23 protein-coding genes and 1 tRNA gene are annotated in these 26882 nt (G+C 60.7%); 14 read left to right on the plus strand and 10 right to left on the minus strand.

The genetic code is table 11. From position 1 onward, the window contains the following. Positions 1 to 140 precede the first annotated feature (140 nt). On the plus strand, positions 141 to 650 hold the full coding sequence (locus tag ACQ7C1_RS26465; protein WP_430960406.1) for a DUF1203 domain-containing protein: 510 nt from the start codon (positions 141 to 143) through the stop codon (positions 648 to 650). A 16-nt stretch (positions 651 to 666) separates the two neighbouring features. Here ACQ7C1_RS26465 and ald read toward each other — a convergent pair whose 3' ends face one another. Next, positions 667 to 1785, minus strand: coding sequence for an alanine dehydrogenase (gene ald, locus ACQ7C1_RS26470; protein ID WP_097598695.1), 1119 nt, complete (start codon positions 1783 to 1785; stop codon positions 667 to 669). 156 nt (positions 1786 to 1941) lie between these two features. Here ald and ACQ7C1_RS26475 point away from each other — a divergent pair, with 156 nt between their 5' ends. From ACQ7C1_RS26475 to ACQ7C1_RS26490, 4 genes are all read left to right on the plus strand, one after another. Continuing rightward, complete coding sequence (locus ACQ7C1_RS26475) at positions 1942 to 2403, plus strand: Lrp/AsnC family transcriptional regulator (protein WP_430960407.1); 462 nt, start codon at positions 1942 to 1944, stop codon at positions 2401 to 2403. Positions 2404 to 2476: 73 nt separating this feature from the next. After that, positions 2477 to 3373 carry a DMT family transporter gene (locus ACQ7C1_RS26480; RefSeq protein WP_183700858.1) on the plus strand — a complete coding sequence of 299 codons (897 nt, stop codon included), beginning with the start codon at positions 2477 to 2479 and terminating at the stop codon, positions 3371 to 3373. 172 nt (positions 3374 to 3545) lie between these two features. Further along, positions 3546 to 3947, plus strand: coding sequence for a PilZ domain-containing protein (locus tag ACQ7C1_RS26485; protein ID WP_430960408.1), 402 nt, complete (start codon positions 3546 to 3548; stop codon positions 3945 to 3947). A 150-nt stretch (positions 3948 to 4097) separates the two neighbouring features. Then, entirely contained in the window at positions 4098 to 6086 is a 1989-nt protein-coding gene (locus tag ACQ7C1_RS26490; protein WP_430960409.1) for a bifunctional 2',3'-cyclic-nucleotide 2'-phosphodiesterase/3'-nucleotidase, read from the plus strand. A gap of 39 nt (positions 6087 to 6125) precedes the next feature. On the opposite strand, the gene ACQ7C1_RS26495 is transcribed toward ACQ7C1_RS26490, so the two are convergent. Next, on the minus strand, positions 6126 to 7094 hold the full coding sequence (locus tag ACQ7C1_RS26495) for a LysR family transcriptional regulator (RefSeq protein WP_430960410.1): 969 nt from the start codon (positions 7092 to 7094) through the stop codon (positions 6126 to 6128). Positions 7095 to 7233: 139 nt separating this feature from the next. Here ACQ7C1_RS26495 and ACQ7C1_RS26500 point away from each other — a divergent pair, with 139 nt between their 5' ends. Continuing rightward, positions 7234 to 7848 carry an FMN-dependent NADH-azoreductase gene (locus tag ACQ7C1_RS26500; RefSeq protein WP_064802027.1) on the plus strand — a complete coding sequence of 205 codons (615 nt, stop codon included), beginning with the start codon at positions 7234 to 7236 and terminating at the stop codon, positions 7846 to 7848. Positions 7849 to 7894: 46 nt separating this feature from the next. Here ACQ7C1_RS26500 and ACQ7C1_RS26505 read toward each other — a convergent pair whose 3' ends face one another. Continuing rightward, entirely contained in the window at positions 7895 to 8470 is a 576-nt protein-coding gene (locus ACQ7C1_RS26505; protein WP_430960411.1) for a TetR/AcrR family transcriptional regulator, read from the minus strand. A gap of 106 nt (positions 8471 to 8576) precedes the next feature. On the opposite strand from ACQ7C1_RS26505, the gene ACQ7C1_RS26510 reads away from it, so the two are divergent. Beyond that, positions 8577 to 9353, plus strand: coding sequence for an SDR family NAD(P)-dependent oxidoreductase (locus ACQ7C1_RS26510; RefSeq protein ID WP_430960412.1), 777 nt, complete (start codon positions 8577 to 8579; stop codon positions 9351 to 9353). Positions 9354 to 9424: 71 nt separating this feature from the next. Here ACQ7C1_RS26510 and ACQ7C1_RS26515 read toward each other — a convergent pair whose 3' ends face one another. From ACQ7C1_RS26515 to ilvA, 4 genes are all read right to left on the minus strand, one after another. Next, on the minus strand, positions 9425 to 10618 hold the full coding sequence (locus ACQ7C1_RS26515) for an MFS transporter (RefSeq protein ID WP_430960413.1): 1194 nt from the start codon (positions 10616 to 10618) through the stop codon (positions 9425 to 9427). Between the two features lie 190 nt (positions 10619 to 10808). Then, entirely contained in the window at positions 10809 to 12077 is a 1269-nt protein-coding gene (locus ACQ7C1_RS26520; RefSeq protein WP_430960414.1) for a diguanylate cyclase, read from the minus strand. Between the two features lie 242 nt (positions 12078 to 12319). Next, positions 12320 to 12646, minus strand: coding sequence for an HlyU family transcriptional regulator (locus ACQ7C1_RS26525; RefSeq protein WP_430960415.1), 327 nt, complete (start codon positions 12644 to 12646; stop codon positions 12320 to 12322). Positions 12647 to 12683: 37 nt separating this feature from the next. Then, positions 12684 to 13934: a threonine ammonia-lyase gene (ilvA, locus tag ACQ7C1_RS26530; RefSeq protein ID WP_430960416.1), complete on the minus strand. Its 1251-nt coding sequence runs from the start codon at positions 13932 to 13934 to the stop codon at positions 12684 to 12686. A 178-nt stretch (positions 13935 to 14112) separates the two neighbouring features. Here ilvA and ACQ7C1_RS26535 point away from each other — a divergent pair, with 178 nt between their 5' ends. Further along, positions 14113 to 14487 (plus strand): VanZ family protein, encoded by a 375-nt coding sequence (locus ACQ7C1_RS26535; protein WP_085777879.1) that lies wholly within the window; start codon positions 14113 to 14115, stop codon positions 14485 to 14487. A gap of 376 nt (positions 14488 to 14863) precedes the next feature. Here ACQ7C1_RS26535 and ACQ7C1_RS26540 read toward each other — a convergent pair. Together ACQ7C1_RS26540 and wrbA are read right to left on the minus strand one after the other, a co-directional pair. Beyond that, positions 14864 to 14949: transfer RNA gene (locus tag ACQ7C1_RS26540), tRNA-Leu, on the minus strand. Positions 14950 to 15161: 212 nt separating this feature from the next. Next, complete coding sequence (gene wrbA, locus ACQ7C1_RS26545; protein ID WP_430960417.1) at positions 15162 to 15758, minus strand: NAD(P)H:quinone oxidoreductase type IV; 597 nt, start codon at positions 15756 to 15758, stop codon at positions 15162 to 15164. Between the two features lie 279 nt (positions 15759 to 16037). On the opposite strand from wrbA, the gene ACQ7C1_RS26550 reads away from it, so the two are divergent. From ACQ7C1_RS26550 to ACQ7C1_RS26570, 5 genes are all read left to right on the plus strand, one after another. Further along, positions 16038 to 16814, plus strand: coding sequence for a competence/damage-inducible protein A (locus ACQ7C1_RS26550; RefSeq protein ID WP_085777877.1), 777 nt, complete (start codon positions 16038 to 16040; stop codon positions 16812 to 16814). Between the two features lie 91 nt (positions 16815 to 16905). Then, on the plus strand, positions 16906 to 17748 hold the full coding sequence (locus ACQ7C1_RS26555; protein WP_430960418.1) for a universal stress protein: 843 nt from the start codon (positions 16906 to 16908) through the stop codon (positions 17746 to 17748). Between the two features lie 194 nt (positions 17749 to 17942). Then, positions 17943 to 18443, plus strand: coding sequence for a xanthine phosphoribosyltransferase (gpt, locus tag ACQ7C1_RS26560; RefSeq protein ID WP_183700832.1), 501 nt, complete (start codon positions 17943 to 17945; stop codon positions 18441 to 18443). 625 nt (positions 18444 to 19068) lie between these two features. Then, positions 19069 to 22881: a vitamin B12-dependent ribonucleotide reductase gene (locus ACQ7C1_RS26565; RefSeq protein WP_430960419.1), complete on the plus strand. Its 3813-nt coding sequence runs from the start codon at positions 19069 to 19071 to the stop codon at positions 22879 to 22881. Between the two features lie 318 nt (positions 22882 to 23199). Further along, entirely contained in the window at positions 23200 to 23721 is a 522-nt protein-coding gene (locus ACQ7C1_RS26570; protein ID WP_430960441.1) for a SixA phosphatase family protein, read from the plus strand. Positions 23722 to 24048: 327 nt separating this feature from the next. Here the strand turns inward: ACQ7C1_RS26570 and ACQ7C1_RS26575 are convergent, their stop codons facing one another. Beyond that, positions 24049 to 24285 carry a hypothetical protein gene (locus ACQ7C1_RS26575; RefSeq protein WP_430960420.1) on the minus strand — a complete coding sequence of 79 codons (237 nt, stop codon included), beginning with the start codon at positions 24283 to 24285 and terminating at the stop codon, positions 24049 to 24051. A gap of 209 nt (positions 24286 to 24494) precedes the next feature. Here ACQ7C1_RS26575 and ACQ7C1_RS26580 point away from each other — a divergent pair, with 209 nt between their 5' ends. After that, positions 24495 to 26468 (plus strand): alpha/beta fold hydrolase, encoded by a 1974-nt coding sequence (locus tag ACQ7C1_RS26580; RefSeq protein ID WP_430960442.1) that lies wholly within the window; start codon positions 24495 to 24497, stop codon positions 26466 to 26468. Positions 26469 to 26882 lie beyond the last annotated feature (414 nt).

Raw genomic sequence — 26882 nt, forward strand, 5'->3', positions numbered from 1 at the left:
CTGGCTTCAGCGCGCTGCGCCAGCAGCGCAAGATCGACTTCGACCAAGGCATTCTGCTTTCACCATGCAGCGTCGCAAGAAACGGGTGGCTTCCGCGATGACGCGGGTGCATTTCGTGGCAATCACAGAGGAGATTTACCATGAACGCCATTCGTTTTATCGCCATGCCGACCGCTGATGCCGAAGCACTCTGGAATGGTGGCCGCGACGCCTATGACAACCTGCCCGAGACGATGATATCAGACGGTGACGGCAATCCTTGCCGCCATTGCCTGCAGAATATCGAAGAGGGCGAGGAGATGCTGGTTTTCGCCTACCGGCCCTTCCCGAAGCTGCAGCCCTATGCCGAAACCGGGCCCATTTTCCTCCACAAACAGCCCTGCCGGCGTTACGCCGCCGAAGAGATTCTGCCGCCGGTGCTGACGACGAGCCGCGACTTCATCGTCCGCGGCTACAATGAGAACAACCGCATCGTGTACGGTACCGGCGCGGTGACCCTGGTCAGCGAAATTGCGGCCTATGGCGAAAAGCTGCTGGCACGAGCCGACATCGCCTATGTGCATGTGCGTTCGGCGCGCAACAATTGCTTCCAGTGTCGGATCGACAAGGCAAAGGCGCCGGCCCTGACAGAGACCGGCGCCCTCACCTGACCGTGGGTCAGGCAGCTTACGCTACGTTGAGCACGCTCTCCGGTGCGAAGGCCTCATAACCGAGCGCCTCGGCGACCGGCTTGTTGGTGATACGACCCTTGTGCACGTTGAGGCCGTTCCTCAAGTGCTTGTCCTCGGCGATGGCGCGCAGGCCGCGGTCGGCAAGCGCAAGCCCATGAACCAGCGTGGCGTTGTTCAGCGCATGCGCTGACGTGACCGGTACTGCACCGGGCATGTTGGCGACGCAATAATGCACCACGCCCTCGACCTCATAAGTCGGGTCGGAATGCGTCGTCGCATGCGAGGTTTCGAAGCAGCCGCCCTGGTCGATGGCGACGTCGACGATGACGGCGCCCTTCTTCATGCCGGACAGCATCTCGCGGGTAACGAGCTTCGGAGCGGCAGCACCCGGGATCAACACGGCACCGATGATGAGATCGGCCGAGAAGACCTCCTCCTCCAGCGCCTGGATGCTGGAATAACGGGTGTGGACACGGCCAGCGAAGATGTCGTCGAGCTGACGCAGGCGCGGCAGGGATTTGTCGAGAATACTGACATCGGCGCCGAGTCCGGCGGCCATTCTGGCGGCATGCAGGCCGACGACGCCGCCGCCGATGACGGCGACCTTGGCCGGCAGCACGCCGGGCACGCCGCCGAGCAGGACACCGAGACCGCCATTGGCCTTCTGCAGGGCTGTCGCCCCGGCCTGAATGGACAGGCGCCCGGCGACCTCGGACATCGGCGCCAGCAGCGGCAGGCCGCCGCGCTCGTCGGTCACGGTCTCATAGGCGATTGCGGTGACGCCGGAGGCGAGAAGACCCTTGGTCTGATCGGGATCGGGCGCTAGATGCAGATAGGTGTAGAGCAGCTGACCATCGCGAAGCTGGGCCCATTCGGAAGGCTGCGGCTCCTTGACTTTGACGATCATGTCGCACTTTTCGAAAATATCCTTGGCGGAGGCGGCGATCTTCGCGCCAGCCGCGGCATAGGCGGCATCATCGGCGCCGATGCCGGCTCCCGCCTTGGTCTCTACCCAGACCTCGTGGCCGTGCGCCACATATTCGCGCACCGAAGCAGGCGTCAGCCCGACGCGATATTCATGATTCTTGATTTCCTTCGGGCAACCGACACGCATTTTGCGTTCCTCTCCTTTGGTCTCCGCGGTCGCGGATCTCCTCTGCGACCAATCCAACCACCAAGGCTGCGAAATGTCCTTGCAAAGACGGTTTGCGTAAACGCGATTTTTCGGTGATTATTGCGTCTCTGCCCTCTCTCTTCGAAGGTTCTTCGAATGGCCGATCTCGATACCATCGATCTTGCGATTCTTAAGGTTTTGCAGGCCAATGCCCGCATCACCAATGCCGAGCTCGCCGAAAGGATCGGGCTTTCCCCTTCGGCCTGTTCGCGCCGGCTCGACATTCTTGAAAGGAGCGGCGTCATCGACGGCTACCATGCGCGGCTTTCGCACAAGGCGCTCGAGTACAAGATGATCGCCATCGTGCATATTTCCCTCTCAGGCCAGTTCGCCAAGACGCTGGCGGAGTTCGAGTCGGCGGTGAAGCTCTGCCCGAACGTGCTCGTCTGCTACCTGATGTCGGGGGAATATGACTACATCCTCCGGGTCGCCGCCCGCGACCTCGAAGACTATGAGCGTATCCATCGCGACTGGCTGTCGGCCCTCCCCCATGTGGTCAAGATCAATTCGAGTTTCGCGCTCAGAGAAATCATCGACAGGCCGAATGTGGGGCTTTGAGGCCTTGCTTATTTTCAGAATGCCTGACCAGACTTTCGGCGCGTCGCGGGCGTCTCCCGCCTATTGGCATGTCATGAAATCGAAGACCCACGGTTACATTTTCGCCCTGCTGGCGCTGACCATCTTTTCGCTGCAGGACGCCATCTCCAAACACCTGGCATCCGCCTATCCGCCGATCTTCGTGACGATGATCCGCTACTGGGCCTTCGGGCTTTTCACAATCATTCTCGCTTCGAAGATGCACGGCGGTCTCAAGGCGACGGCTCGCACCAAACGCCCCGCCCTTCAGGTTGCGCGCGGCCTGCTGCTTGCCGTTCAGGTGGTTCTGGCGATCACCTGTTTTGCCGTGATCGGCCTTGCCCGTTCGCAGGCGATCTTTTCCGCGACGCCTATCCTGATCGCACTGCTGGCAATGCCGATTCTCGGCGAGCGCGTCGGATGGCGGCGATGGGCGGCAATCGGCGCCGGGCTTTTCGGAGTGCTGCTGATCCTGAAGCCGGAAGGCGATTTCTTCGACGTAAAGCTGCTTCTCGCCGTCGCCTCCTGCTTCAATTTCGCCTTTTACGTCATCGCCACACGGCTCGTCAGCCGCGACGATTCTTCGACGACCAGCTTCTTCTATACCGGTGTCGTCGGCGCCGTTGCGATGACGCTGATCGGGCCGTTCTACTGGAGCTGGATGTCATCCGGCGACTGGGGCTGGATGGCGCTCGTCTGCATGACCAGCATTTCCAGCCATTATTTCCTCATCCGCGCCTACGATAGTCTCGATGCCGCCGCCGTCCAGCCGCTGACCTATCTGTCGCTTGTCTACGCTTCGATCATCGGCGTGACGATCTATGGCGAAACGCTGAGCCTCAACACGATCGTCGGCTCGGCGATCGTGGTCGCCGCCGGCATCTTCACGGTCTGGCGCGAACATGTTGTGGGACGCAGGGCTGCCAAAGCCAGCGGCGTCGCAGTTGATTGAGTGTCGACCTGCGTTAGCCCGTTTTACACAGATTGGCTTCCAGAATCGCTGCACGCATCTCCGCGACATGCAGTAATCCTAACTGACAGTTTCACTGCAATTTTAGCCAAGCCACTAAAACCATTTCAATTTTCGGGCGCTATGCTCTCCGACTGTATCCAAGGGAGACAGTATGACCCGCAACTTGAAAATAACCGCGCGAAAGGCGGACCGGCAAAACTGCCGTGTCTTCGGCAGCGTCAAATATCTGAACAGCGAAGTGGATGTCCGCATTCTCAACCTGTCGGTGACCGGCGCTGCCCTGGAGACGAAGACGCCGCTCCATGCCGCTTCCGGCAGCAAGGTGCGCATCGAAGCCGAAAATCTCGGACTGCTCGAAGGCATCATCCGCTGGAAGCACAATGGCCGCATCGGCGTGCAGTTCGATGTGAATTCGAATGCGCGGGCACAGGTCTCCTCCTATTTCCGCTTTTTCCATAAGGAAATACGGCCGGTGCTGGCGGTTCGTCAGCTGAGAGCCGCGACCAGTGGCGACCGCCCCCCTCATTTGGCGACGTCGACGCTAAAATCGTAAGGCCGCACCGCTTTTGCGCCGAGGCACATTGCCGCCGTAAAGCCTTTACCACGGATTGTTTCCGTCCTGTCATTTTCGCAGTGTACTCCTCGCCAAATCGTCCTAATTCTGAGGGGCCGGACGATGCATGATCTTTGAAGGAGAGCTTCCATGTCTTCCATTTTCGACCTTGGCTTGATGAGCCGCCGTTCCTTGCTTGGCGGCCTTGCCGCCACCTCCGCCCTGGTGCTGCTGCACCCTTTCAGCGCGCGCGCCAGCGCCAACCAGGCGCATCTCCGGCTGATGGAAACGACGGACATTCACGTCAACGTCTTCCCCTATGATTATTATGCCGACAAGCCGAACGACACGATGGGTCTGGCGCGCACCGGGACGATCATCGACAATATCCGCGCAGAGGCCGTCAACTCGCTGCTGATCGACAATGGCGACGTGCTGCAGGGCAATCCGATGGGCGACTACATGGCCTATCAGCACGGCATGAAAGACGGCGACGTCCATCCCGTGATCAAGGCGATGAACACGCTCGGCTACACCGTCGGCACGCTCGGGAATCACGAGTTCAACTACGGCCTCGACTTCATGTTCAAGGTGCTGTCGGGCGCCAACTTCCCCTTCGTCTGCGCCAACCTGACCAAAGGTCAGCTCGCCTCGGACCCGAAGCAGGACGACCTCTTCTTCAAGCCTTACGTCATCGTCGAAAAGCAGATCAAGGACGGCGCCGGCAAGGAAAGCCCGGTCAAGATCGGCTTCATCGGCTTCGTGCCGCCGCAGATCATGCTCTGGGATATCAAGAACCTCGAAGGCAAGGCGCAGACGCGCGACATCGTCGAAGCCGCCAAGGCCTGGGTCCCGGCGATGAAGGAAGCCGGCGCCGATATCGTCATCGCCCTCTCCCACTCCGGCATCGACGGCAGCGCGCCGACCGAAAAAATGGAAAACGCCTCGCTGCATCTGGCCGCCGTCGAGGGGATCGACGCGATCTTCACCGGCCACCAGCATCTCGTCTTCCCCGGCCCGAAGAGCTGGGACGGCATCGCCAATGCCGACCCGGTCAAGGGCACACTGCATGGCAAGCCCGCCGTGATGGCAGGCTTCTGGGGCTCGCATCTCGGCCTTATCGACCTGCTCCTGGAAAAGGACGGCAACAGCTGGAAGATCGTCGATTTCACCTCGGAAGCCCGGCCGATCTATCATCGCGACGACAAAAAGAAAGTAGTCGCCGATTACGCCGACAAGAAAGAGGTGGTCGAGGCCGCCCAATCAGAGCATGAGGCGACGCTCGCCTATGTCCGCACGCCCGTCGGCAAGACCTCCGCGCCGCTCTATTCCTATTTCGCGCTCGTCGCCGACGATCCTTCCGTCCAGGTCGTCAGCCAGGCTCAGACCTGGTACATCAAGCAGATGCTCGCCGACACCGAATTCAAGGATCTGCCGGTGCTTTCGGCTGCGGCTCCCTTCAAGGCCGGCGGTCGCGGCGGCGCGGATTATTATACCGACGTTCCGGCCGGCGATATCGCCATCAAGAACGTCGCCGACCTCTACCTCTATCCGAACACGGTGCAGGCTGTCGCCATCACCGGCGCGCAAGTGAAGAACTGGCTCGAAATGTCGGCCGGCATGTTCAATCACATCGAAGCCGGATCGAAGGATGCGCCGCTGCTCAACAACGACTTCCCATCCTATAATTTCGATGTCATCGACGGCGTGACCTATCAGATCGACCTGTCGCAGCCGCCGAAATATGATTCCTCCGGCAAGGCCATCAATCCGGATGCCAACCGCATCCAGAATCTCACCTTTGATGGCAAGCCGATCGATCCGGCTCAGAAGTTCATCGTCGTTACCAACAATTACCGCGCCGGCGGCGGCGGCAATTTCCCGGAGATTGCAGCGGATAAGGTGATCTTCCAGGCGCCTGATACCAATCGCGACGTCATCGTCCGTTATGTCCACGACCAAGGCACGATCAATCCGTCGGCCGATGCGAACTGGACCTTCAAGCCGCTGCCGGGCACGACCGTTACCTTCGACAGCGGCCCGAAGGCAAAGCAGTTCCTCGCTGCAGTCAAGAGCGTCAAGATCGAGGAAGCCGGCGAAGGAGCGGATGGCTTCTCGAAGTTCAGGCTCGTTTTATAAGCAGGTAGGTCCCAGCGAAGGCGCGGCTCCGCGCCTTCGTCATTCGGCCGCGAGTGGCGGAACGGTGTCACGCAGTTCCGCCATTTCGGCATGGAAATCGGCCTGGTTCGGGCAGGCGGAAAGCCGCGTACGGAACGCGTCGATCATCCAGCTGGCGGCAGGTCCGGGCGGGTTGGCGAGCTGGCGCATCGAGTAGATGGCGTACTCGCCCTGTTCATAGGCCTCAAGATCGAGGTGGACGAGCGCGCCGCTGCGCAAGTCGTCATGCATTATGGATGCCGGAAGTCCGCCCCAGCCTAGTCCGGCCTTGATCAGCTGGTGTTTCGTCGCGATATCGCTGACCCGCCACGTCTTGTACGACAAGACATTGAAATCCCGTCCTTTGGTGCGGCCTGAAGCGTCTGTCACGACGAGCTGCACTTCCTCGCGCACGTCGCCGAGTGTCAACGGCCGGTCGATGCGGGCAAGCGGGTGGTTGGGTGCGGCGACGGGCAGCATGAAGGAGTGGCCAATTCGCTCCGTGATGATCGAATCATCCTGCTTCAGGACAGCGCCGCCAATGCCGATCGTCGTCTTGCCGCTCAATACGAGATCCATGACCATTCCGAGCTCGCCGACATTGAGGTTCAATGAAACGGTCGGAAACCTCTCGCGGAATTCGCGCAGCACGTCCACGACGGCCCGCGAGGGCACCATGACGCTGATGGCCACGGAAACCTCCGCTTCAAGCCCTTCCCTCAGGCTTTTGACGCGCGCCCGCATGACCTGCAGGTCCCCCAGAATGCGGCGCGCATCCTCGAGCATGGCCTTGCCCGCCTCGGTCAGCTTCGGCTGGCGCGCGCCGGAACGCTCGAAAAGCGCCACTTCCAGCTGCGCCTCCAGGTTTGCGATCGTATAGCTGATCACCGATTGCGCTCGGTTCAATGCCCGCGAAGCGGCCGAGAAGCTGCCGGTTTCGGCAACGGTCAAAAACACCTGCAATTGATCCAGGGTGGGGTTCGGAAGCATCTTCCATCCATTCCATCGATAGTTTCGATCGACATTATCTCCGTTTTTTCGATAGCAGGCCAGACTTATTTTCCTGTTCGACACCGCGGCTCACCTCCCAGCGACGAGCCGTTCCGTTCAATTCGAAAGGAAATGATCCATGTCGTCCATTCTTCTTCTGACGTCCAGCCCGCGTGCCGAATCGCTCTCGACGCCGATCGCCGCCGATCTCGCCGAGAAGCTGAAAAACCAGAAGCCGGGCAGCGTCGTCGTCCGCCGCGACCTTGCCGCCACCCCGCTGCCGCATATCGATGACCTGTTCACCGGCGCGATCCGCAAACCGGCGGAAGCCCGCACCGCCGAAGAGATCGCAGCCATCAAAACCTCCGACGAACTGGTCGCCGAACTGTTTGCCGCCGACACGATCGTCATCAGCACCGGCTTGATCAACTTCAACATCTATTCGTCGCTGAAGACCTGGATCGACAATGTCGCCCGCGCCGGCGTGACCTTCAAGTACACGGAAAGCGGCCCGGTCGGCCTCGTAACCGGCAAGAAGGTTTATGTGGTGCTTGCTTCCGGCGGCGTCTACTCGCAGGGACCGGCTGCTCCCCTCAACCACGCCGTGCCTTACCTGAAATCGGTTCTCGGCTTCCTCGGCATCACCGATATCGAGACCATCTATGTCGAAGGTCTGGCTTTCGGCCCGGAAGCCGCTGAAAAGGCCATCGGCGCCGCCAAGTCGCGCGTCGAGGAAATCGCACTCGCAGCCTGATCGGGTTCCGAACTCCATTGAACGGCCGGCATCTGCCGGCCGTTCGTCATTTGCCGATATCGGCGACGAAATCCCGGATCGTCTGCAGGATTTCGCCCGAAAGAGCCTCATCCGAGGAAGCCCTGGCAAGGCCGACGCCGCCTGCCATCATGGCGAAAGCCATGATGGCCTTTCGCCGTCTTTCCCCTTCATTTGCTCCCGTGGCCTTGCTGGCCAAAGCCTCGAAATTGCGTTCGAGCCGCTCAGTGGCAATGCGCCGCGCCTTCTCGCTGCTGCGCGCGATATCGGAGGTCAGCGCGGCGAAAGGGCAGCCTTCGCCAGGATTGTCGCGGTGATAGGCGCTGACATAGCGATCGGCGACATCGGCAGCCGTCATCTTCGCGGGGTCCACACCCTCTGCTTCCAGCCTGCGCCCCCATGAATCGAAGGCGGATTCGATCGCCTCGGCAACGAGATCGTCACGGGAGGCGAAGTGCTTGTAGAAGCCGCCGACGGTCAGTCCGGCCTCCTTCATCAGGTCGGCGACGCCGATGCCTTCCAACCCCTCTTCGCGCAACCGCTTTGACGCAGTCTCGACGATTTTCTCGTGCGTCTTCTGTTTTTCCAGCTGCGAACGGCCCATCGGACTCTCCTCGTACTGCCTCTTGACTCCTGTGGATTACAATCATAATCCTATTAGATAACGATCATAATCCAGATCGTTGCCATTTCCAAGAGGAGCATGAATCATGCGTCTAAGAAACAAGGTCGCCCTGATCACCGGCGGAAACAGCGGTATCGGTCTTGCGACCGCCAAAGTCTTCATCGACGAGGGTGCCAAGGTGGTGATCACCGGCCGCAACCCGGAAACACTTGCCGCCGCCGAAAAGGCGCTTGGGGCCGGTGGGCTGGCGCTGAGGGTCGATGTCACCGATGCCGCCGCCACCGGGAAGGCTTTTGCGGAAGCTGCCGCGAAGGTCGGCAAGTTCGACATCGTCTTCGCCAATGCCGGCATCGGCGGAGCAACACCACTCGGTGATACGTCGCCGGAGCAGTTCAATCGGATCATCAGCACCAATCTGACGGCAGTGTTCTTCACCGTGCAATCGGCCCTGCCGCATCTCAGCGACGGCGGCTCGGTGATCCTCAACGGCTCGGTGCATGCCGTGCTCGGCGGCCCCGGCTGGTCTGCCTATGCAGCGACCAAGGCGGCGGTGCGTGCCATGACGCGCAATATGGCGTCGGAACTTGCGCCGCGCGGCATCCGCGTCAACCAGGTGACGCCAGGCGGCACGAAGACGCCGATCTGGTCGCCAATGGCGCCAACGGATGATGCGATGTCGGCACTCGAAGCTCGCATGGGCGGCCTGAGCCCGCTCGGCCGCATGAGCGAAGCCGAGGAAATCGCCAAGGCAGCGCTCTATCTCGCCTCGGATGATTCCGCCAACGTCACCGGCATCGAAATCACCGTCGATGGCGGCATGACGGGCGCGCCTTCAGGTGCCAAGATCTTCCGCGCCGCCTGACTGCAGTAGGGGCTGGCAAAACCTGCCCAGCCCCCGTCCCTGCGCAGCCAGCCTGCTACGGCTACTTTGTCTCAGCTCTTACGCAGGGCGCGTTGAGCGATACGAAACAGGACGATTGCCACATTGAGAATGGCAAGCAGGAGCAGGACATAGAGCATGGCCTGAATCCCGGAGGAAACGATCAGGTTTCCGGCAATCAGCGGAAAGCCGAAGACCCCTATGAAATAGGACAGCGAGAACAATAGAAGCGATTGCGGCATAAGGCCTTGGGGCGCCTCATTTGCAGCCAGGCCGTTGATGACGGAATAGGTCAACCCATAGCCCAGTCCGAGGATCGCCGCGGCTCCGAGGTAGACTGTCTGAGTTGATGTCATCACCAGGAACAGCAGGATGGAAGCCAGGGTCAGGCTTGTCAGGGCCAGAAGCGAATAGAGCGGATCCTTCCTGACCACATATGCCGCCACGAACAGCCGACTCAGGATGGCGGACGACATAAAACCGAAGAAGAAGAGGGAATAATCGAAGCCGTGCGCCTTGGCATAGCTGGTCTGGAAGCTGGAAAGTCCCCCGAAAATCGCTCCACCGACGCCGACCATGATGATGGAATAGATCGCCGGCGAAGCGATCACCCGGCGCGCCGCGCCAAACGAGATCTTGTTGACGTGGGGCAAAATCTTGCCGGCACTGGTCAGCCGGAGATGGAGCCAAAAGTACAGCGCACCGCCGGCGAGGCTGGACAGAAAGGCAAAGGAGAAGGCCGTCTCAATTGGCATAGACCAGCCGGTGGCAATGCGGCCGATGATCGGTCCGGCGCCGATGCCCGACATCATCGACCCAGAAAGCAAGGCAAAGAACCTGATCCGATTCTGGGGCTCCACCAGTGCGGCGACTAGAATGGGTCCAAGCGTATAGAACGTGCCCCAGCCGATACCGAGAATGAGGCCGACGGTCATCAGGCTGAGCCCAACCGAGGGGACGGTGGCAAATCCCAATCCCGATGCTGCAAGAAACAGCCCGGCAACAGCCACCGCCCGCGCCGCGCCGATGGCGTCCGCGATATGGCCGGACAGGATCACGAGAATGACAGTGCTGACCGTCGCGGCCGAGATGATCAGGCCGGCAAGCGCCTCGTTCCCGCCACGCTCGCCCACCAGCACCGGGATGAGAAAGGTCACGCCATAGGCGATCGAAAGAAGAAGCCCTCCGATACACAGGACGGCAAACTCGCCGCCATCGACCTTCTCCGTTGCCACTGAATCACTCATGTCTCCCGCCCGTCGCAAAAGCTCATCCGACTATTGCAGCAATGGAGATCACGTTTGCGCTATGCTAACAAGTCGTTTTTAGTTCATCACTAACATATTGAAAAATCATGCAATGTACGGAATATGTTTCGATTTTCGCAACATCCCAAACACCGGCCGTCTCGCTGTGGTGATCAACGCGATCAGCCACCTAACTCGGTTGCACCATACCGGAACGGCCGACGACGCAGTTGCGGCCGCCTTTCTTCGCCGCATAGAGCCTGCCGTCGGCCGCGGTGAGCACCGTCGTAAAGCTGATGCCGTCCTCGTCAGCTGTCGCAACGCCGATACTGACCGTCACCGGCTTGTCATCCGGCGTTTTGACGCTGGTCTCGATCGTCCAGCGCAGGCGTTCGGCAAGGAGCAACCCTTCCTCATGGCTTGTGCCGGGGCAGACGGCGACGAATTCCTCGCCGCCGAAGCGGAAGATGCGGTCGCTGGACCGCAGCGTCGTGCCGAGCCGGGCGGCTATCGCCCTCAGCACCTCGTCGCCCTGAAGATGGCCATGACCATCGTTGACATCCTTGAAGTGATCGGCGTCGATAATGAGGACGGTGGCAAGCAGCCCCTGCCTCAAGGCCTCGCGCAGCATCACCGGCGCTTCGAGTTCCATGCGTGTGCGGTCATAGACGCCGGTAAGCATATCGCGGCCGGTGCGCTCCAGAAGGTCATTATAGCGCTCGCGAAAGGTGAGATCACTGAAGACGTCGCTGATGGAGCGCGCGGCGGCGTCAGCGCCAAGGCGGCGGATCCGATATTCATAGACGGCAAACATCGCCCCATAGAGGCCGACGGAGAGCATCTTCGCCTTCCAGCCACCCCAGAATACGGCGACTGGAACATCGAGGAAATAGTGCAGTGCGGCAAAAAAGCCGACCTGGTCGAAAGTCAGCAGCACAAAGCCGGAGATCATGAAACGCAGGACGACACGCCTGCGGAAGAAATCGCCGAGCTTTTCATAGAGCAGGATGATGCCGAGCGAATCGACATAGAGCAGCGCCGTGCCCCAAATCATCAGCCAGCCCATCTCTTTCAGGAAATCGACGTCGGGCGTGTGGTTCGACGACAGCTGCAGCGGCTGGTGCAGCTGCAGCACCCAGGCGATGCCGACGGTCAGCAGATTGCCGAGAAACAAGCCGTAGATCGGCTGGCGCACCGTCGCGGCATCCTCCCACAGATACAGCATCAGGATCATCATCAGCTTGCCGGAGAAGAAGACGGATGAGCCCGGCGACACATCGCCGAACGGCAGCGAGACGTAAAAGACCGCCGCCAGATAAGTCTCCATGAAATGCATGACGCCGAGCGCCGTCAGAAAGACGCCGAGGCCAAGCCGATGGCGGAAATGCAGAAGCGTCACCATCAGCACGAAATAGGCGATGGCTTCGACGACGAAGACCGCGAGGTTCAGCGCTTCCATGACAACACCTCGGCTTCAGGCCGATGCCTCAGGCACCCTGCCGGCACGGCGGCGGATCCAATGATCGAGCGTCTGAAAAAGTGGAACACGAGGGCAGCCCTGCAAATCCTGCAGGCAATAGCTTTCACCGCAATCCTTTAAGATTGCGTATGCAAACCTGCTTCCTTCGAGAGCGCAAGTCACGGCGTTGAAAAGCAACGGGATTTCGGGCTGCGGCCGATTCCGATTGATCGGGATCGATTTCAGACCTGACGGATCTTCTCGCCGTCACCAAAGAGTGACGAACCATGCTGGTCGATTATCTGCTGCGCCTTGCGCACCGTGCATTCGATCGCATCGTCGGAGGAGGAAAACATATCGGCGCGAATGAAATTGCGCACCAGCACCTCGTCGCCGACCTTTTTTTCGATGCGGCCGGCCAGACGATACTGGCCGCCTTCCTTGCGCGGCTCCGCATAGATCGTGCAATCGCCATAAAGCTGCGGCTCGCTGGACGGCCCGGCCGCCTGCGACGCCGGTTTGGCCCCGCCGGAGAACATCGAAAAGAGATTTGAAATGAATGAAGCCATGGCGCGTGTCTAGCACGATGGCCTTACGATCGCCAAGTCAAATGATCAGGTTAGCGAGGATCTCGTTTTCGGTGATATCCTCGTAACCCATGCCGGAAGCTTCGAAATTTGCAACCAGCCGGGCAAAATTCTCAGGCGCCTTAGTTTCGATGCCGATCAGGATGGAGCCGAAGTTGCGCGCCGATTTTTTCAGATATTCGAAGCGGGCGATATCGTCGTCGGGGCCGAGCAGATTGAGGAAATCCCGGAGCGCTCCCGGACGTTGGGCCAGCCTGAGGATAAAGTATTTCTTCAGCCCTGCGTAACGCATGGCTCTTTCCTTTACGTCAGGCAGGCGCTCGAAATCGAAATTGCCGCCGGAGACGACGGCGACGATGGTCTTGCCGCGGATCGGTTGGGCGTCCATCGCGGCGATTGCCGTCAGCGACAGGGCGCCCGCCGGCTCCAGCACGACGCCCTCGACGTTCAGCATCTCCTGGATGGTGACGCAGATGGCGTTTTCCGGCATCAGCTGCACTTGGCTTGCCGGAAAATCGCGAAGGGCGGCGAAATTCAGGTCGCCGATGCGGGCGACCGCTGCGCCGTCAACGAAATTGTCGACCTTGGCAAGCGTCGTCACCTTGCCTGCCTCGATGCTGCGCCTGAGGCTTGGCGCACCGGCCGGTTCGGCGAAGACGAAGGCCGATTTCGGCACGATGCCATCGAGATAACCGGTGATGCCGGCGGCCAGTCCACCGCCGCCGACGGGCAGAACCACCATATCGGGCACGGTTCCCTCGGGCAGCTGCTGCATGATCTCGGCAGCGACCGTCGCCTGCCCCTCGATGATATCGGCATGGTCGAAGGGCGGCACCATGACGCCGCCGACCGCCTCGACATGCTCGCGCGCCGCCTGATAGCACTGATCGAAAAAGTCGCCGAACAGCCGGATAGTGATGAATTCAGCGCCGAACATGCGGGTCTTGTCGATTTTCTGCTGCGGCGTCGTCACCGGCATGAAGACGACGCCCGGCACGCCGAAATGACGGCAGACATAGGCAAAGCCTTGGGCGTGGTTGCCGGCCGAGGCACAGACGAAGGTCTTGCCGGCCGCCCCCTGCCCGATCGCCTTGCGGAAAAAATTGAAGGCGCCGCGGATCTTATAGGAGCGCACCGGCGACAGATCCTCGCGCTTCAGCCAAATATCGGCACCGTAGCGGGCCGAGAGATGGTCATTGAGCTGCAGCGGCGTTGCCGGAAAGAGGCTGCGCATTGCCTCTTCGGCGCTTTCGACGTCAAGTCTCGTCACGGGCGTGGTCCATTCTCATGATTGGTCACCGCCGCTATGGCACAGGCCGGCGGCTAAAGGAAAGGCTCACTGACCGGCCGGCTCAGCCCATAGAGCCTTTCTTAAGCCAATTGTAAAATCGGCGGCAGATGAACTGATTTTAACTGTCAATGGAAAGGCCTGCCACTTATATGGAGCGATGATGATCTTCAAATTCGCAAGACCGCTCGCCTGGCTGCTGCTCGCCCTCATCCTGTTTGTCACGGTTTCGCCGATCGGGCTGAGACCGGATACGGTGACGACGGTCGATGCGGACCGCGGCACCGCCTATGTTCTGCTCGGCCTTGCCTTTGCGCTCGCCTATCCGAAGCAGTGGAAACTGGTGGCCGTGCTGCTGATCATTGGGGCGGTCGCCATCGAATATCTGCAGTATTTCGCGCCGACCCGCCATCCGCGCCTGCATGACGCAGGCATCAAGGCCATGGGCGCTGCCCTCGGCCTCGCTGCCGGCTGGGTGATCAACAGATGGCGCGAGAGCAGAGCTCCAAACAGCCTGCCTTTCACAGAACGCTGACTATTGCGGATCAGAAACCCGGCAAATCCGTTGCCCAGAAAAACAGCGGTATCGCAGCCACAACAGTTGCAAGAACAAATGCGACGCTCGTCCTGAAGATCCGGACGCGCCGAACCCTGGTCCCGCTCCAATCGTAAACCATCGTCTTACTCCCACAAGACAACACTTACTCTACCGCCGCGGCGCAATCCTTGCACCGAAAATGTCATTGTCAAGCAATAACGCGCTCTTACGCGCAAGATACAGGCATATTCCAACAGGATTATAACGATTGTTGCAGCTAACCGGGGCATTATCGAACCGGTCCGCCTTCGGCGACAAACTTCGCTTGGCTGCTCTCTTCGGCTCGCCGAGCCGAAGCTCACAGAGCGTAGGCTGGTGCGGGCGACGGGGATCGAACCCGTATAGCCTAAGGCCGAGGGATTTTAAGTCCCTTGCGTCTACCAGTTTCGCCACGCCCGCTTGCTGCGTTTTCAATATCTTGCGTCATGGGCGATGGGAAGAGCCGTGGGGCGTAAAAATAATATTGGCTCTGCCGGCAGCGCCACGGAATGAATGGGCAGGTATTTTAACGCGAAAGTGACTGTCGGCGCCGCTCGTTTCGTCTGGCCCGAGAAACTGAAAAGGCGCGGCGGGCTCACGCCCATCGCGCCTTCATCATTTACGCATCGAGATCAAGCGAGCTTGGCAGCGAGCCGGGCGACATGGGCGCCCTGGTATTTCGCGCCTTCGAGTTCGACCTCGGAAGGCTGGCGCGAACCGTCGCCGTTGGTGATGGTGGAGGCGCCGTAAGGCGAGCCGCCCTTGACTTCCTCAGTGCCCATCTGGCCCTGGAAGGCGTAAGGCAGACCGGCGACGACCATGCCCTGGTGCAGGAAGGTGGGGATGAAGCCGAGGATGGTCGATTCCTGGCCGCCATGCTGGGTCGCCGAAGAGGTGAAGACCGAACCGATTTTGCCGACGAGCTTGCCGGTGAACCAAAGGCCGCCCGTCTGGTCCCAGAAATTGCGCATCTGCGAGGCGACCGTGCCGAAGCGGGTGCCGGCGCCAACGATGATTGCGTCATAATCCGTCAGTTCATCGACGGTGGCGATCGGCGCAGCCTGGTCGATCTTGTAGTGAGAGGCCTTGGCGACCTCTTCCGGTACCAGTTCCGGGACGCGCTTGACGGTGACGTCGGCACCAGCCGACCTCGCGCCTTCAGCAACGGCATAGGCCATGGTTTCGATATGGCCATAGGCCGAGTAATAAAGAACGAGAACTTTCGCCATCTTCCATTTTCCTTGAAACAGCGGGGAATTTCGTAACCGGCGGATTTCTACCAGCGCCTAGGGCCGAAGGCAGCCCTGCGCGGGAGAACCCAGTGTTCAACGTGCATAGACGAAAATTCGCTTGCGGTTCTGATTTGGCGCGAAAGTGACGCATCGGCTCGTTCTAAAGAGCATGGTATCGTCCGAAAATCGCCCATACTTTTCGGCATTACGCGCGCGTGTTTGCAAAGCAGCCTGAGGGCGCTACCTATTGACCAGCCTCACATCACGGAACATCCTATGAGCCATGACACCGTCGTTACCGCCGCCATGCTCGCCATCGGCGACGAACTCCTTTCCGGCCGCACCAAGGACAAGAATATCGGCCACCTCGCCGATCTGCTCACCCTGTCAGGCATAGATCTCAAGGAAGTGCGAATCGTCGCCGACGACGAGCAGGCGATCGTCGAGGCACTGAATGCGCTTCGCGCTCGCTATGATTACGTCTTCACCTCGGGCGGCATCGGGCCGACGCATGACGACATCACCGCCGATGCGATCGCCAAGGCTTTCGGCCTGCCCTGCGAATATGACGAAGCGGCGATGACCCTGCTGGCCGATATGTACCGTCGCCGCGAGATGGAATTCACCGAGGCGCGTCAGCGCATGGCGCGCATGCCGCGGGGCGCCGCCCATATCCCCAATCCGGTGTCGACGGCGCCGGGGTTCATCATCGGCAATGTCTATGTCATGGCCGGCGTGCCGCAGGTCTTCCAGGCGATGGTCGACAATGTGCTGCCGACGCTTCGGACCGGCACGCCGGTTCTCTCGCTCGCCATCGCCTGCCCTTATGGCGAAGGTGATATCGGCACGCCCCTTGCCGCGATCCAGAAAGCGCATCCGGATACCAGCATCGGTTCCTACCCGCGTTATATCGGCCAGAAATTCTCGACCGAGATCGTCGTACGCGGCCGCGCGCAGGCGGCAATCGATGCGGCCGGCGCCGAAGTCCACGCGATGATCGACGCCATTCGCCGGAACAAGGAGATCGCAGAAAACCATTCCGCCGAGGCATGAGAGGCCGGACTTGATCCCCGTCAAGGAACGGGAGAACGGTCTGGTGCATTCCGTCCCTCGCGGAGGTCATTTCAGCGCAAGGAGAATTGATATGTCTTACAAAACCATTCTCGCCATTCTCGATACGGCAGACAATAGCGCCGCCGTTGCCGATTTTGCCTTTGCCATTGCCGCCGAAGGCGGTGCTCACGTGATCGGCCTGCATGCCGAAACCATATCGGCCGTGCCGCTGGTGGCCCCTATGGAAATTCCCGATCCCGTCGCCGTCCAGGCGCTGCAGGATATGGCGCATGGTGAAACGGTCGCCGTCGAGCGCATCTTTCGCGCCAAAGCGCAGGCCGCCGACGCCTCATCGGAATGGCGCAGCTTTGCCACCTCCACCGGCTACGGTTCCGCACCGCTGATCGAAAGCGCCCGCAGCGCCGATCTTCTGATCGCATCGCAGGCCGACCCGGCCATCCCCTCCGACAGCCATGTCGATGTCGACGGCTTCCTCTTCGAAGCCGGCCGGCCGGTGCTGATGATCCCTTACGTCATCCGCCAGCCGAAGCCGATCAAGCGCGTGCTGATCGCCTGGAACGGCTCGAAGGAGGCGGCGCGCGCGACCTTCGATGCGCTGCCCTTCCTGAAAGCGGCCGAGGAAGTTGAGATTTTTTCGGTCGACCCGGCCGATACCGCTCTGCAGTCGCCGCTCACATCAGGCGCCGAGATCGCCGCCGCACTTGCACGCCATGGCGTGAAGACGACGCTTGCGACGGGCCACAGCGTCGACAGGAATACCTCGCATGTCATCGAAAACCGGCTGTCGGACAGCAGCATCGATCTTCTCGTCATGGGCGCCTATACCCATTCCCGGCTTTGGCAGGCGATCTTCGGCGGCACGACGAAGAGCCTGCTGCAATCAATGACGGCGCTGACCCTGTTGTCGCGATGAGCGGCTCCTCTTGCGTTTTACCGGCAAATCCCGCTAATTGCTGCGACTGATGAAGGCTTCGAGCCCCGGCCACGCCTCGCGCAGCAGCTCGCGATCTCGCGCAGTTCCGGCTGCGCGATTTGCGTTTTGCCGCTGAAGCCGTCCGGTCGCCGGTCAACGGCGTTTCGTCTCTATTCATGCCGCGGAGCAGCCCGATGTCCCTTCCCGATAAAGCCTTTCCCGTTTCCTGGGATCAATTCCACCGCGATGCGCGCGCCCTTGCCTGGCGGCTTGCCGGCCTCGATCAAGCCTTCAAGGCGATCGTCTGCATCACCCGCGGCGGCCTGGTGCCGGCCGCGATCATCTCCCGGGAACTGAACATCCGGCTGATCGAGACAGTCTGCATCGCCTCCTATCATGACTATGTGAATCAGGGCGACATGGTGCTGCTCAAGGGAATTGCGCCCGAGCTTGCCGAAAACGGCGGTGAAGGCGTGCTGGTCGTCGACGATCTGACGGATACCGGCAAAACCGCGGCGCAGGTTCGCACCATGCTGCCGAAGGCGCATTTCGCCTGCGTCTACGCCAAGCCGAAGGGGGTGCCGACCGTCGACACCTTCATCACCGAGGTCAGCCAGGACACCTGGATCTATTTCCCCTGGGACATGGGCTTCACCTACCAGGAACCGATCGCCAAGGGCGCTGGCGCGCGCTGATCGCCGCAAACCCGCATTGCGCCGCCATCCTCGGCGCACTTTAGACAGCGCTGATTTCCTCAGCGAATCGGCAAGCGCATTTGCGCCGGAAATGCCATCACAAGATTTGCCGCAGGACACTTTTTTGCCGCTGCGACATTTTCCTTAGCCGGCAACGCCCGCAAGTCATTGTATTTCCAGCGCTCCCCGGCTTTCCCCAATCTCCACAGGCGCGTCCACAAGATGTTGTGGTTACCATTCAATTAAAAACCAGCCCTTGACGGAATCAGCGGTTTCAAACTTTACTGTTCCTGATGTTGCGGCGGCGACAGGACCGGAGGTACGAGCCCGGTTCCCTTTGAAAAACAAGACGCAGAATCAGGCTGTTGTGCCGGAACCGGCCTAAGCCAAAGAGGATTTCTGCGCGGTTTTCTGCCTCCAAAAAAAGTGACATCGGGGCTGGCGATAATAAGCTGTTAATACTATATTTAGTGTTTGCAGCCACCATCACCACAAGATACAGGAAGGACATCTCCGGATGACACCCCTGTCACGATACGGAAACGAGACTGGCTGCACGACGACAATGTGCCGCCGGATAGGAAATTTGCGCCCTGGGGACGGGCGCCAACGCGAGGTCAAGACTATGCGCATCGAACGTCGTTTCACGAAGGCCGGCCAAGGCGCCTATGCGGATATCGAATTCCGTAAGGCGACGAGCGAGATCAAGAACCCGGATGGGTCAATCGTCTTCCGCCTCGAGAATATCGACGTGCCTGCGCAGTTCTCCCAAGTCGCGACCGACGTTCTGGCGCAGAAGTATTTCCGCAAGGCCGGCGTCCCCACTCGGCTGAAGAAGGTCGAGGAGAATGACGTTCCTTCCTTCCTGTGGCGCTCCGTTCCCGATGATGCGGCGCTGAAGACCCTGCCCAAGGAGGAGCAGACCGGCTCCGAAATCGATGCGCGCCAGGTCTTCGATCGCCTCGCCGGCACCTGGACCTATTGGGGCTGGAAGGGCGGCTATTTCTCTTCGGAAGAAGATGCTGCCGCCTTCAAGGACGAGCTTGCCTATATGCTCGCCACCCAGCGGGTCGCTCCGAACTCGCCGCAGTGGTTCAACACCGGCCTGCACTGGGCCTATGGCATCGACGGCCCCGGCCAGGGCCATTTCTATGTCGACCCCTTCACCGGCAAGCTGACCAAGTCCAAGTCCGCCTACGAACACCCGCAGCCGCATGCCTGCTTCATCCAGTCGGTCGAGGACGATCTCGTCAACGAAGGCGGCATCATGGACCTCTGGGTGCGTGAAGCGCGCCTGTTCAAATACGGCTCCGGCACCGGCTCCAACTTCTCCATGCTGCGCGGCGAAGGCGAAAAGCTTTCCGGCGGCGGCCGCTCCTCCGGCCTGATGAGCTTCCTGAAGATCGGCGACCGCGCCGCCGGCGCCATCAAATCGGGCGGCACGACCCGCCGCGCCGCCAAGATGGTGGTCGTCGACATCGACCATCCCGATATCGAGGAATACATCAACTGGAAGGTCAAGGAAGAGCAGAAGGTTGCGGCTCTCGTCACCGGCTCCAAGATCGTCGCCAGGCACCTGAAGGCGATTATGAAGGCCTGCTTCAATTGCGAAGGCGACAACGGCGATTGCTTCGACCCGGCCAAGAACCCTGCCCTGAAGCGCGAGATCCGCGCCGCCAAGAAGGATCAGGTTCCGGAGAACTACGTCCAGCGCGTCATCCAGTTCGCCCGCCAGGGCTACAAGGATCTCGAATTCAAGACCTACGACACGGACTGGGATTCGGAAGCCTATCTGACGGTATCGGGCCAGAACTCCAACAACTCCGTCTCGATCAAGGACGACTTCCTGCGCGCTGTCGAGAATGACGGCGAATGGAAGCTGACCGCCCGCAAGGACGGCAAGGTCATGAAGACGCTGAAGGCGCGCGACCTCTGGGAAACGATTTCCTATGCCGCCTGGGCTTCGGCCGATCCGGGCATCCATTTCAACACGACGATGAACGACTGGCACACCTCGCCGGCCGGCGGCCCGATCCGCGGCTCGAACCCGTGCTCGGAATACATGTTCCTCGACGACACGGCCTGCAACCTCGCTTCGCTGAACCTCTTGCAGTTCAAGGACAAGGCCACCAAGCGCATCAATATCGGCGACTACGAGCATGCCGTTCGCCTGTGGACCGTCGTGCTCGAAATCTCGGTGATGATGGCGCAGTTCCCGTCGAAGCGCATTGCCGAACTCTCCTACGAATACCGCACGCTCGGCCTCGGCTACGCCAATATCGGCGGCCTGCTGATGTCGTCGGGCATCCCCTACGACTCCGCTGAGGCCCGTGCCATCGCCGGTTCGCTGACGGCGATCATGACCGGCGTCTGCTATGCGACCTCGGCTGAAATGGCCGGCGAGCTCGGCCCGTTCCCGAATTTCGCGCCGAACCGCGAGAGCATGCTCAGGGTCATCCGCAACCATCGCCGCGCCGCTTACGGCGAAACCTCCGGCTATGAGGCGCTGTCGATCGATCCGGTCGCGCTGATCCATTCGGAAAACCCCGACCAGGATCTCGCCGCCCATGCCAAATCGGCCTGGGACAAGGCGCTCGAGCTCGGCGAAAAGCACGGCTACCGCAATGCCCAGGTTTCGGTCATCGCCCCCACGGGCACGATCGGCCTTGTCATGGATTGCGACACGACGGGCATCGAGCCTGACTTTGCCCTCGTCAAGTTCAAGAAGCTCGCCGGCGGCGGCTACTTCAAGATCATCAACCGCGCCGTGCCGGAAGCGCTGCGCACACTCGGCTATTCGGAAAGCCAGATCGCCGAGATCGAGGCCTATGCGGTCGGCCACGGCAACTTGAACCAGGCGCCGGCGATCAACCCGTCGACGCTGAAGGCCAAGGGCTTCACCGACGAGAAGGTGGAAGCCGTCAACGCCGCGCTGAAGAGCGCCTTCGACATCAAGTTCGTCTTCAATCAGTGGACGCTCGGCGCCGACTTCCTGAAGGACACGCTGAAGGTTTCCGACGAGCAGCTCGCTGACATGAGCTTCAACCTGCTCGACCATATGGGCTTCTCGAAGAAGGACATCGAAGCCGCCAACATCCATGTCTGCGGTGCGATGACGCTGGAAGGCGCGCCCTTCCTCAAGGCCGAGCATCTGCCGGTCTTCGATTGCGCCAATCCCTGCGGCAAGATCGGCAAGCGTTACCTATCGGTGGAAAGCCATATCCGCATGATGGCGGCTGCCCAGCCCTTCATCTCGGGCGCGATTTCCAAGACGATCAACATGCCGAACGAGGCAACCGTCGAGGATTGCAAGAACGCCTATATGCTCTCCTGGAAGCTCGGCCTCAAAGCGAACGCCCTCTACCGTGACGGCTCGAAGCTGTCGCAGCCGCTCAACGCCTCGCTGATCGAAGACGAGAACGACGAGGAAGCGCTGGAAGAACTGCTGCAGGCGCCGGTCGCCGCCCAGGCCGTTACCGTCACCGAGAAGATCATCGAACGGGTGATCGAGCGTGTTTCGCGCGAACGCGAGAAGCTGCCGAACCGCCGCCAGGGCTACACCCAGAAGGCCACCGTGGGCGGACACAAGGTCTATCTCAGAACCGGCGAATTCGGCGACGGCCGCCTCGGCGAGATCTTCATCGACATGCACAAGGAAGGGGCTGCCTTCCGTGCGATGATGAACAATTTCGCCATCGCCATCTCGCTCGGCCTGCAATATGGCGTGCCGCTCGAGGAATATGTGGAGGCCTTCACCTTCACCAAGTTCGAGCCGGCCGGCATGGTCATCGGTAACGATGCCATCAAGAACGCCACCTCGATCCTCGACTACGTCTTCCGCGAACTGGCCGTCTCCTATCTCGGCCGCCACGACCTCGCACATGTCGACACGTCCGACTTCTCGAATACCGCGCTCGGCAAGGGTATCCAGGAAGGCAAGACCAACCTGCTCTCCACCGGCTGGACCCGCGGCTATAAGCCGACCCTGGTCTCCGGCACTGGCGGTGAACGACAGGCCGGCGAACCCAAGGGTGCGGCCACCGCAGCCCCGGCCCGCGCCGCTTCCACCGGCACGGTAACCGCCTTTGCCGGCAGCGCTGCCCGCAAGCTGGAGCCGACGGTCGCCGTCTCCACCTCCGAAATCGTCGCCTTCAAGCGCGATTACGAGGAGCGCGCCAAGGAATTGGCGGAAGAGATCGCCGAAGAGGTACTCGAGGAAATCGCCAGCGACGCAACCGCCCTCTTCTCCGACAAGGCGCAAGCAGACGCGGCAACGGCCAAGACCGAAGCCAAGAAGGTGGAAGCCGAACGCCGCCAGCGCTCGATCATGCAGGGTTACACGGGCAACATGTGCTCGGAGTGCCAGAACTTCACGATGGTGCGGAACGGCACCTGCGAAAAGTGCGACACATGCGGTGCGACGAGCGGGTGCAGCTGAGCAGGATTGCGGTTCTTCAGTGTTTTAAGGAATAGACTTCAAGTCTGGTCAAAAGCGTTGGCCATTTCCGACAGAAGAAATGGCCAACCCGATACAGGAGGCCGTCCGGGCACGAACAAGTGCCCGGAGAATCCTCTGAGGAACAAATAGAGAAACAATCGCAAGAGCAGCGAAACGCCCTATCCGCGGGATGCTCAAGTTCGTAAACGTAAGACGAGACAACTGGACCTGCCAGTGACATCCGTTTATTTTGCGAGCTGTATCGCAGGCGGCCTTCATGCTCCGGGAGTCACCACGAAACGAAGCGACGCCGAAACCATGCTGCCGAAACACCGCCTCATCCTTCTGCGCCACGCCAAATCCGCCTGGCCCGACGGTGTGTCCGACTATGAACGGCCATTGGCGGATCGCGGGCGCAAGGCAGCACCCGTTATCGGCACCTATATGAGGCGCGAAAAGCTGATCCCCGATTTAGCCCTCGTCTCGCCGGCCCGCCGGGCGCAGGAAACCTGGAAGCTTGTCCGCGGGGCCCTTTCGAAAAAGATCCCCGAACGCGAAGCGGCGGATATCTACGAGGTGTCGGGGGAGCGCATCCTCGATGTGATCCGAGCCGTCGAACCTGGCATTCGCACGCTGCTCATCGTCGGCCACAATCCCGGCATGGAGAATGCGGCCTCGCTTATCGTGGCGGACGGCGACGTCGATGCCTTGCGACGCATGGGGGAGAAGTTCCCGACGGCGGGACTCGCCGTCATTGACCTCCATCTCGACGGATGGGACGAGATTGCGGCGGGCACCGGTTATCTCGAGCGGTTCGTAACCCCTAGATCCTTGGGATGAAGGGCCACTTTCCGGTTTGAATTTGATGGACATGGTGCACGGTCCCGATTCTACCCGCGCCCCTCCTTCGAGCCCCTGCGGGGCGCCTCAACAAAGATGAGAGCGGCGAGAGACAGGCGCATGACGGCTGGGTGCAGTCGGCAGCAGGTCAAAAGCCCGGACGGCTCGGGTACGATCGCGATCTGATCGTCTAGGTCCCAGGGAATCAGGTGATCTCAGCCATTGTCAAGGACTCACAGAGTCCGGACAAGATCGGCAACCTCCAGGAGCGCTTCCGATATTCATTCGTTCGATTTGTCGACAGACGCTCGGTTAGACTTGGACCGGCTATTCGCGATCCGGAAAGCGAAAACGGCGGAGCGAGCCAAAACTCCTGATGTAGGCCTCGCGCTCGGCATCGGCAGCGCTCTTGCCGATATCGCGCAGGAGATGTTCGTTCAACCGGTGCCACGGGACATCCGGATTGATGGCGGCAACCCATAGATCATGCAGTCGCGCGCGCCAGCGAACCCGCCCCTCGACTGCCGTTGGCATGCCCTCTTCGCCTTTACGGATGAAGCTCATTGCACTACCCTCCAACTTCGATGTGCGGCGCCGTCCGCAACGATCCTCCTCCCTCGTCAAAGAGATGTGTGGCCGGATGTGATGGATTCGTAAAAGCGATGGCTATGGCGGATTCGATGAAGCGCCCTTTCCTCTCCCTGTTGGGTGGGTTCGACTGCCCGGGCCTTGCCGCGGGGTCGCCAGCGTTTACGCGGAAGGCTCGGGCCTTGATGGCCTATCTGGCGCTTCAGACCGGACAGTCCCAATCACGCGAAAAACTGGCGGCCTTGCTGTGGGGCGGGACCGGAGAAGAGCAGGCCCGCGCGAACCTACGGCAAACCTTGTCCGTCCTGCGGCGAGCGCTGAAGGCGACCGGACGGGCATGGATCCGGATCGAAGGCGACCGGGTGGCGCTCGATCTCGACGACACCGATCTCGACGTCAGGCGGTTTGAGGCCATGGCAGCCGGCTCCCAGACCGACGACCTCGAACAGGCGATCGCTCTCTATCCCGGGGAGCTCCTCGAAGGTTTCAACCTTGCTGAAGAACCGTTCGAAGACTGGCTTCGCACCGAAAGGGAACGGCTACGGATCATCGCCACTGCCGCCCTGGAAAAGCTCATTACTCGCCACATCGGGAGGAACGAACCGGGCGCCGCCATATCCGCCGCAACGCGGTTGCTCGCTCTGGAGCCGTTACGCGAAGATGTGCATCGTACGCTGATGCGCGCCCATGCAGCGATGGGACGATTCAATCTCGCCCTCGCACAATACCGGAATTGCGCCGATACGTTGCGCAAGCAGCTCGGCGTGCAGCCCGAGCCCGAAACGCGGGCTCTCTACCAAGATTTGCTGGCGCGCCGCATGGCGCCGCCTGCCGAGCGATCACCAGAGGAAGGAGCGTCGTTCGAAGCCCGTCCTCAAACCCGCTATGTGAAATCGGACGGGGTCAACATCGCTTACCAGGTGACGGGCGACGGGCCCTTCGACCTCGTCTATGTTCAAGGCTGGGTTTCCAACCTCGACTATGCCTGGGAATCGTCGAAATTGTCGAGCGTTCTGCACCGTCTCGGTTCCTTCTGTCGCCTTATCCGCATAGACAAACGTGGCACGGGCCTATCGGATCGTGGCACTGGCTTTCCAACACTCGATCAGCGCATGGAGGATGTTCGCGCCGTGCTGGATGCGGTTGGATCACAAAAGACGGCCCTGTTCGGCAGCTCGGAAGGCGGCCTCATGTGCATGCTGTTCGCCGCGAGCTATCCCGAACGCACGGCTGCCCTCATTCTACATGGAGCCTATGCGAGGGGTCTCTGGTCACCGGATTATCCCTGGGGGCGTACCCGAGAGGAGCTCGAAGAGGAACTGCTTGCCATTGAGCGGGAATGGGGTCGCCCGGCGGACCTCAGCCGGGCGGCCCCGAGCCTCATCGACAATATGGTCGAACGTGAATGGTTTGCGGGGTACCTGCGCAATTCGGCATCCCCCACCGATGCGATCTCCTTGTGGCGCTGGAGCGTCGAGATCGACGCGCGCGATATCCTTCCCGTGATCCGAGTTCCGACCCTGATTACCCACCGAACCGGCGACCGCTGGGTCAAGCCCGAAGAAGGGCGTTATCTGGCAAGCCGCATTCCCGGCGCGATATATGTCGAGCTGCCCGGCGATGACCATATTATCTGGGGCGCCGATTCCGACCGGCTGATGGACGAAATCCAGCGGTTCCTGGTCTCCGCCCGGCCTGCCCCGACTGAAAGCGCCTTGCTGACGGTCTTGCACTTGGATGTTCAAGGCGCGTCCTCCGGTCGGGTGAAAGATTGGCGGGACGACGCCGTTCGACAGCTTCGCGCCGCCGACGGCGAGGCGATCGACCTGCGGGAATCCGGACTTGTCGCCGCGTTCCGGCAGCCCAGCCAGGCGATCACCTGTGCATTCGATCTTCGCGGCCGCCTGCATCACATCGGCTTGGATGTTCGCGCAGCCATTCACGTCGGCGAATGCGAACGGCAAGGCGGCCTCTATGCGGGTCCGGTGCTGCGGCTTGCCGCAGGATTTGCCGACTGCGCCGGACCAGGCGATATCATCGCCTCCCGAACCGTGCGCGATCTCGTTGTCGGTGCAAATCTCTCCTTTGATCTACGTGGACAGCTCGATCTGCCCGGAATCCCCGGTCCCTGGCCGTACTTCTCCATTGGGCAGCCCTGAAGTCATAAATGTTTGCTCTCCCGGGTTCGCAATGCAATCACAGAACTACCTAGTCGGGGTGAACGGCGGCGGTAGAAGCGTGAGCCTGCCGACCTGCGGCTTTCCGCTGCCTCGCTGCTGCCCCACCATCGGGCCCGCCTACGCCACGACCGAGACAACCACCCGCGACCATGTTTGATGGGAGCACAGGAGCGACCTTTCGGCCAATCACAGACAATGCCGTAGATTTCGCGATATTGTTCCAACTGTTCTTTCGGGCCGGCCAACAGCAGCGGGCAAGCGGTATAGTTTCCCTTCACTTTCCCGTTCTCGACATCCAGTCGAAGATCTCCGACTCCGGTGTATCGCCAGGTAAAGCGGTGAAATGGTCACCTGATGCCTTGATCTGATAGACCCACATGAATTCCACATTTG

The sequence above is a fragment of the Rhizobium sp. Nf11,1 genome (genome assembly GCF_050587665.1).
Lineage (GTDB): Bacteria > Pseudomonadota > Alphaproteobacteria > Rhizobiales > Rhizobiaceae > Rhizobium.

Coding starts and splice junctions, on each gene's coding strand:
- ACQ7C1_RS26465 (WP_430960406.1), top strand. CDS start 141: ATGAACGCCATTCGTTTTATCGCCATGCCGACCGCTGATGCCGAAGCA.
- ald (WP_097598695.1), bottom strand. CDS start 1,785: ATGCGTGTCGGTTGCCCGAAGGAAATCAAGAATCATGAATATCGCGTC.
- ACQ7C1_RS26475 (WP_430960407.1), top strand. CDS start 1,942: ATGGCCGATCTCGATACCATCGATCTTGCGATTCTTAAGGTTTTGCAG.
- ACQ7C1_RS26480 (WP_183700858.1), top strand. CDS start 2,477: ATGAAATCGAAGACCCACGGTTACATTTTCGCCCTGCTGGCGCTGACC.
- ACQ7C1_RS26485 (WP_430960408.1), top strand. CDS start 3,546: ATGACCCGCAACTTGAAAATAACCGCGCGAAAGGCGGACCGGCAAAAC.
- ACQ7C1_RS26490 (WP_430960409.1), top strand. CDS start 4,098: ATGTCTTCCATTTTCGACCTTGGCTTGATGAGCCGCCGTTCCTTGCTT.
- ACQ7C1_RS26495 (WP_430960410.1), bottom strand. CDS start 7,094: ATGCTTCCGAACCCCACCCTGGATCAATTGCAGGTGTTTTTGACCGTT.
- ACQ7C1_RS26500 (WP_064802027.1), top strand. CDS start 7,234: ATGTCGTCCATTCTTCTTCTGACGTCCAGCCCGCGTGCCGAATCGCTC.
- ACQ7C1_RS26505 (WP_430960411.1), bottom strand. CDS start 8,470: ATGGGCCGTTCGCAGCTGGAAAAACAGAAGACGCACGAGAAAATCGTC.
- ACQ7C1_RS26510 (WP_430960412.1), top strand. CDS start 8,577: ATGCGTCTAAGAAACAAGGTCGCCCTGATCACCGGCGGAAACAGCGGT.
- ACQ7C1_RS26515 (WP_430960413.1), bottom strand. CDS start 10,618: ATGAGTGATTCAGTGGCAACGGAGAAGGTCGATGGCGGCGAGTTTGCC.
- ACQ7C1_RS26520 (WP_430960414.1), bottom strand. CDS start 12,077: ATGGAAGCGCTGAACCTCGCGGTCTTCGTCGTCGAAGCCATCGCCTAT.
- ACQ7C1_RS26525 (WP_430960415.1), bottom strand. CDS start 12,646: ATGGCTTCATTCATTTCAAATCTCTTTTCGATGTTCTCCGGCGGGGCC.
- ACQ7C1_RS26535 (WP_085777879.1), top strand. CDS start 14,113: ATGATGATCTTCAAATTCGCAAGACCGCTCGCCTGGCTGCTGCTCGCC.
- wrbA (WP_430960417.1), bottom strand. CDS start 15,758: ATGGCGAAAGTTCTCGTTCTTTATTACTCGGCCTATGGCCATATCGAA.
- ACQ7C1_RS26550 (WP_085777877.1), top strand. CDS start 16,038: ATGAGCCATGACACCGTCGTTACCGCCGCCATGCTCGCCATCGGCGAC.
- ACQ7C1_RS26555 (WP_430960418.1), top strand. CDS start 16,906: ATGTCTTACAAAACCATTCTCGCCATTCTCGATACGGCAGACAATAGC.
- gpt (WP_183700832.1), top strand. CDS start 17,943: ATGTCCCTTCCCGATAAAGCCTTTCCCGTTTCCTGGGATCAATTCCAC.
- ACQ7C1_RS26565 (WP_430960419.1), top strand. CDS start 19,069: ATGCGCATCGAACGTCGTTTCACGAAGGCCGGCCAAGGCGCCTATGCG.
- ACQ7C1_RS26570 (WP_430960441.1), top strand. CDS start 23,200: ATGCTGCCGAAACACCGCCTCATCCTTCTGCGCCACGCCAAATCCGCC.
- ACQ7C1_RS26575 (WP_430960420.1), bottom strand. CDS start 24,285: ATGAGCTTCATCCGTAAAGGCGAAGAGGGCATGCCAACGGCAGTCGAG.
- ACQ7C1_RS26580 (WP_430960442.1), top strand. CDS start 24,495: ATGGCCTATCTGGCGCTTCAGACCGGACAGTCCCAATCACGCGAAAAA.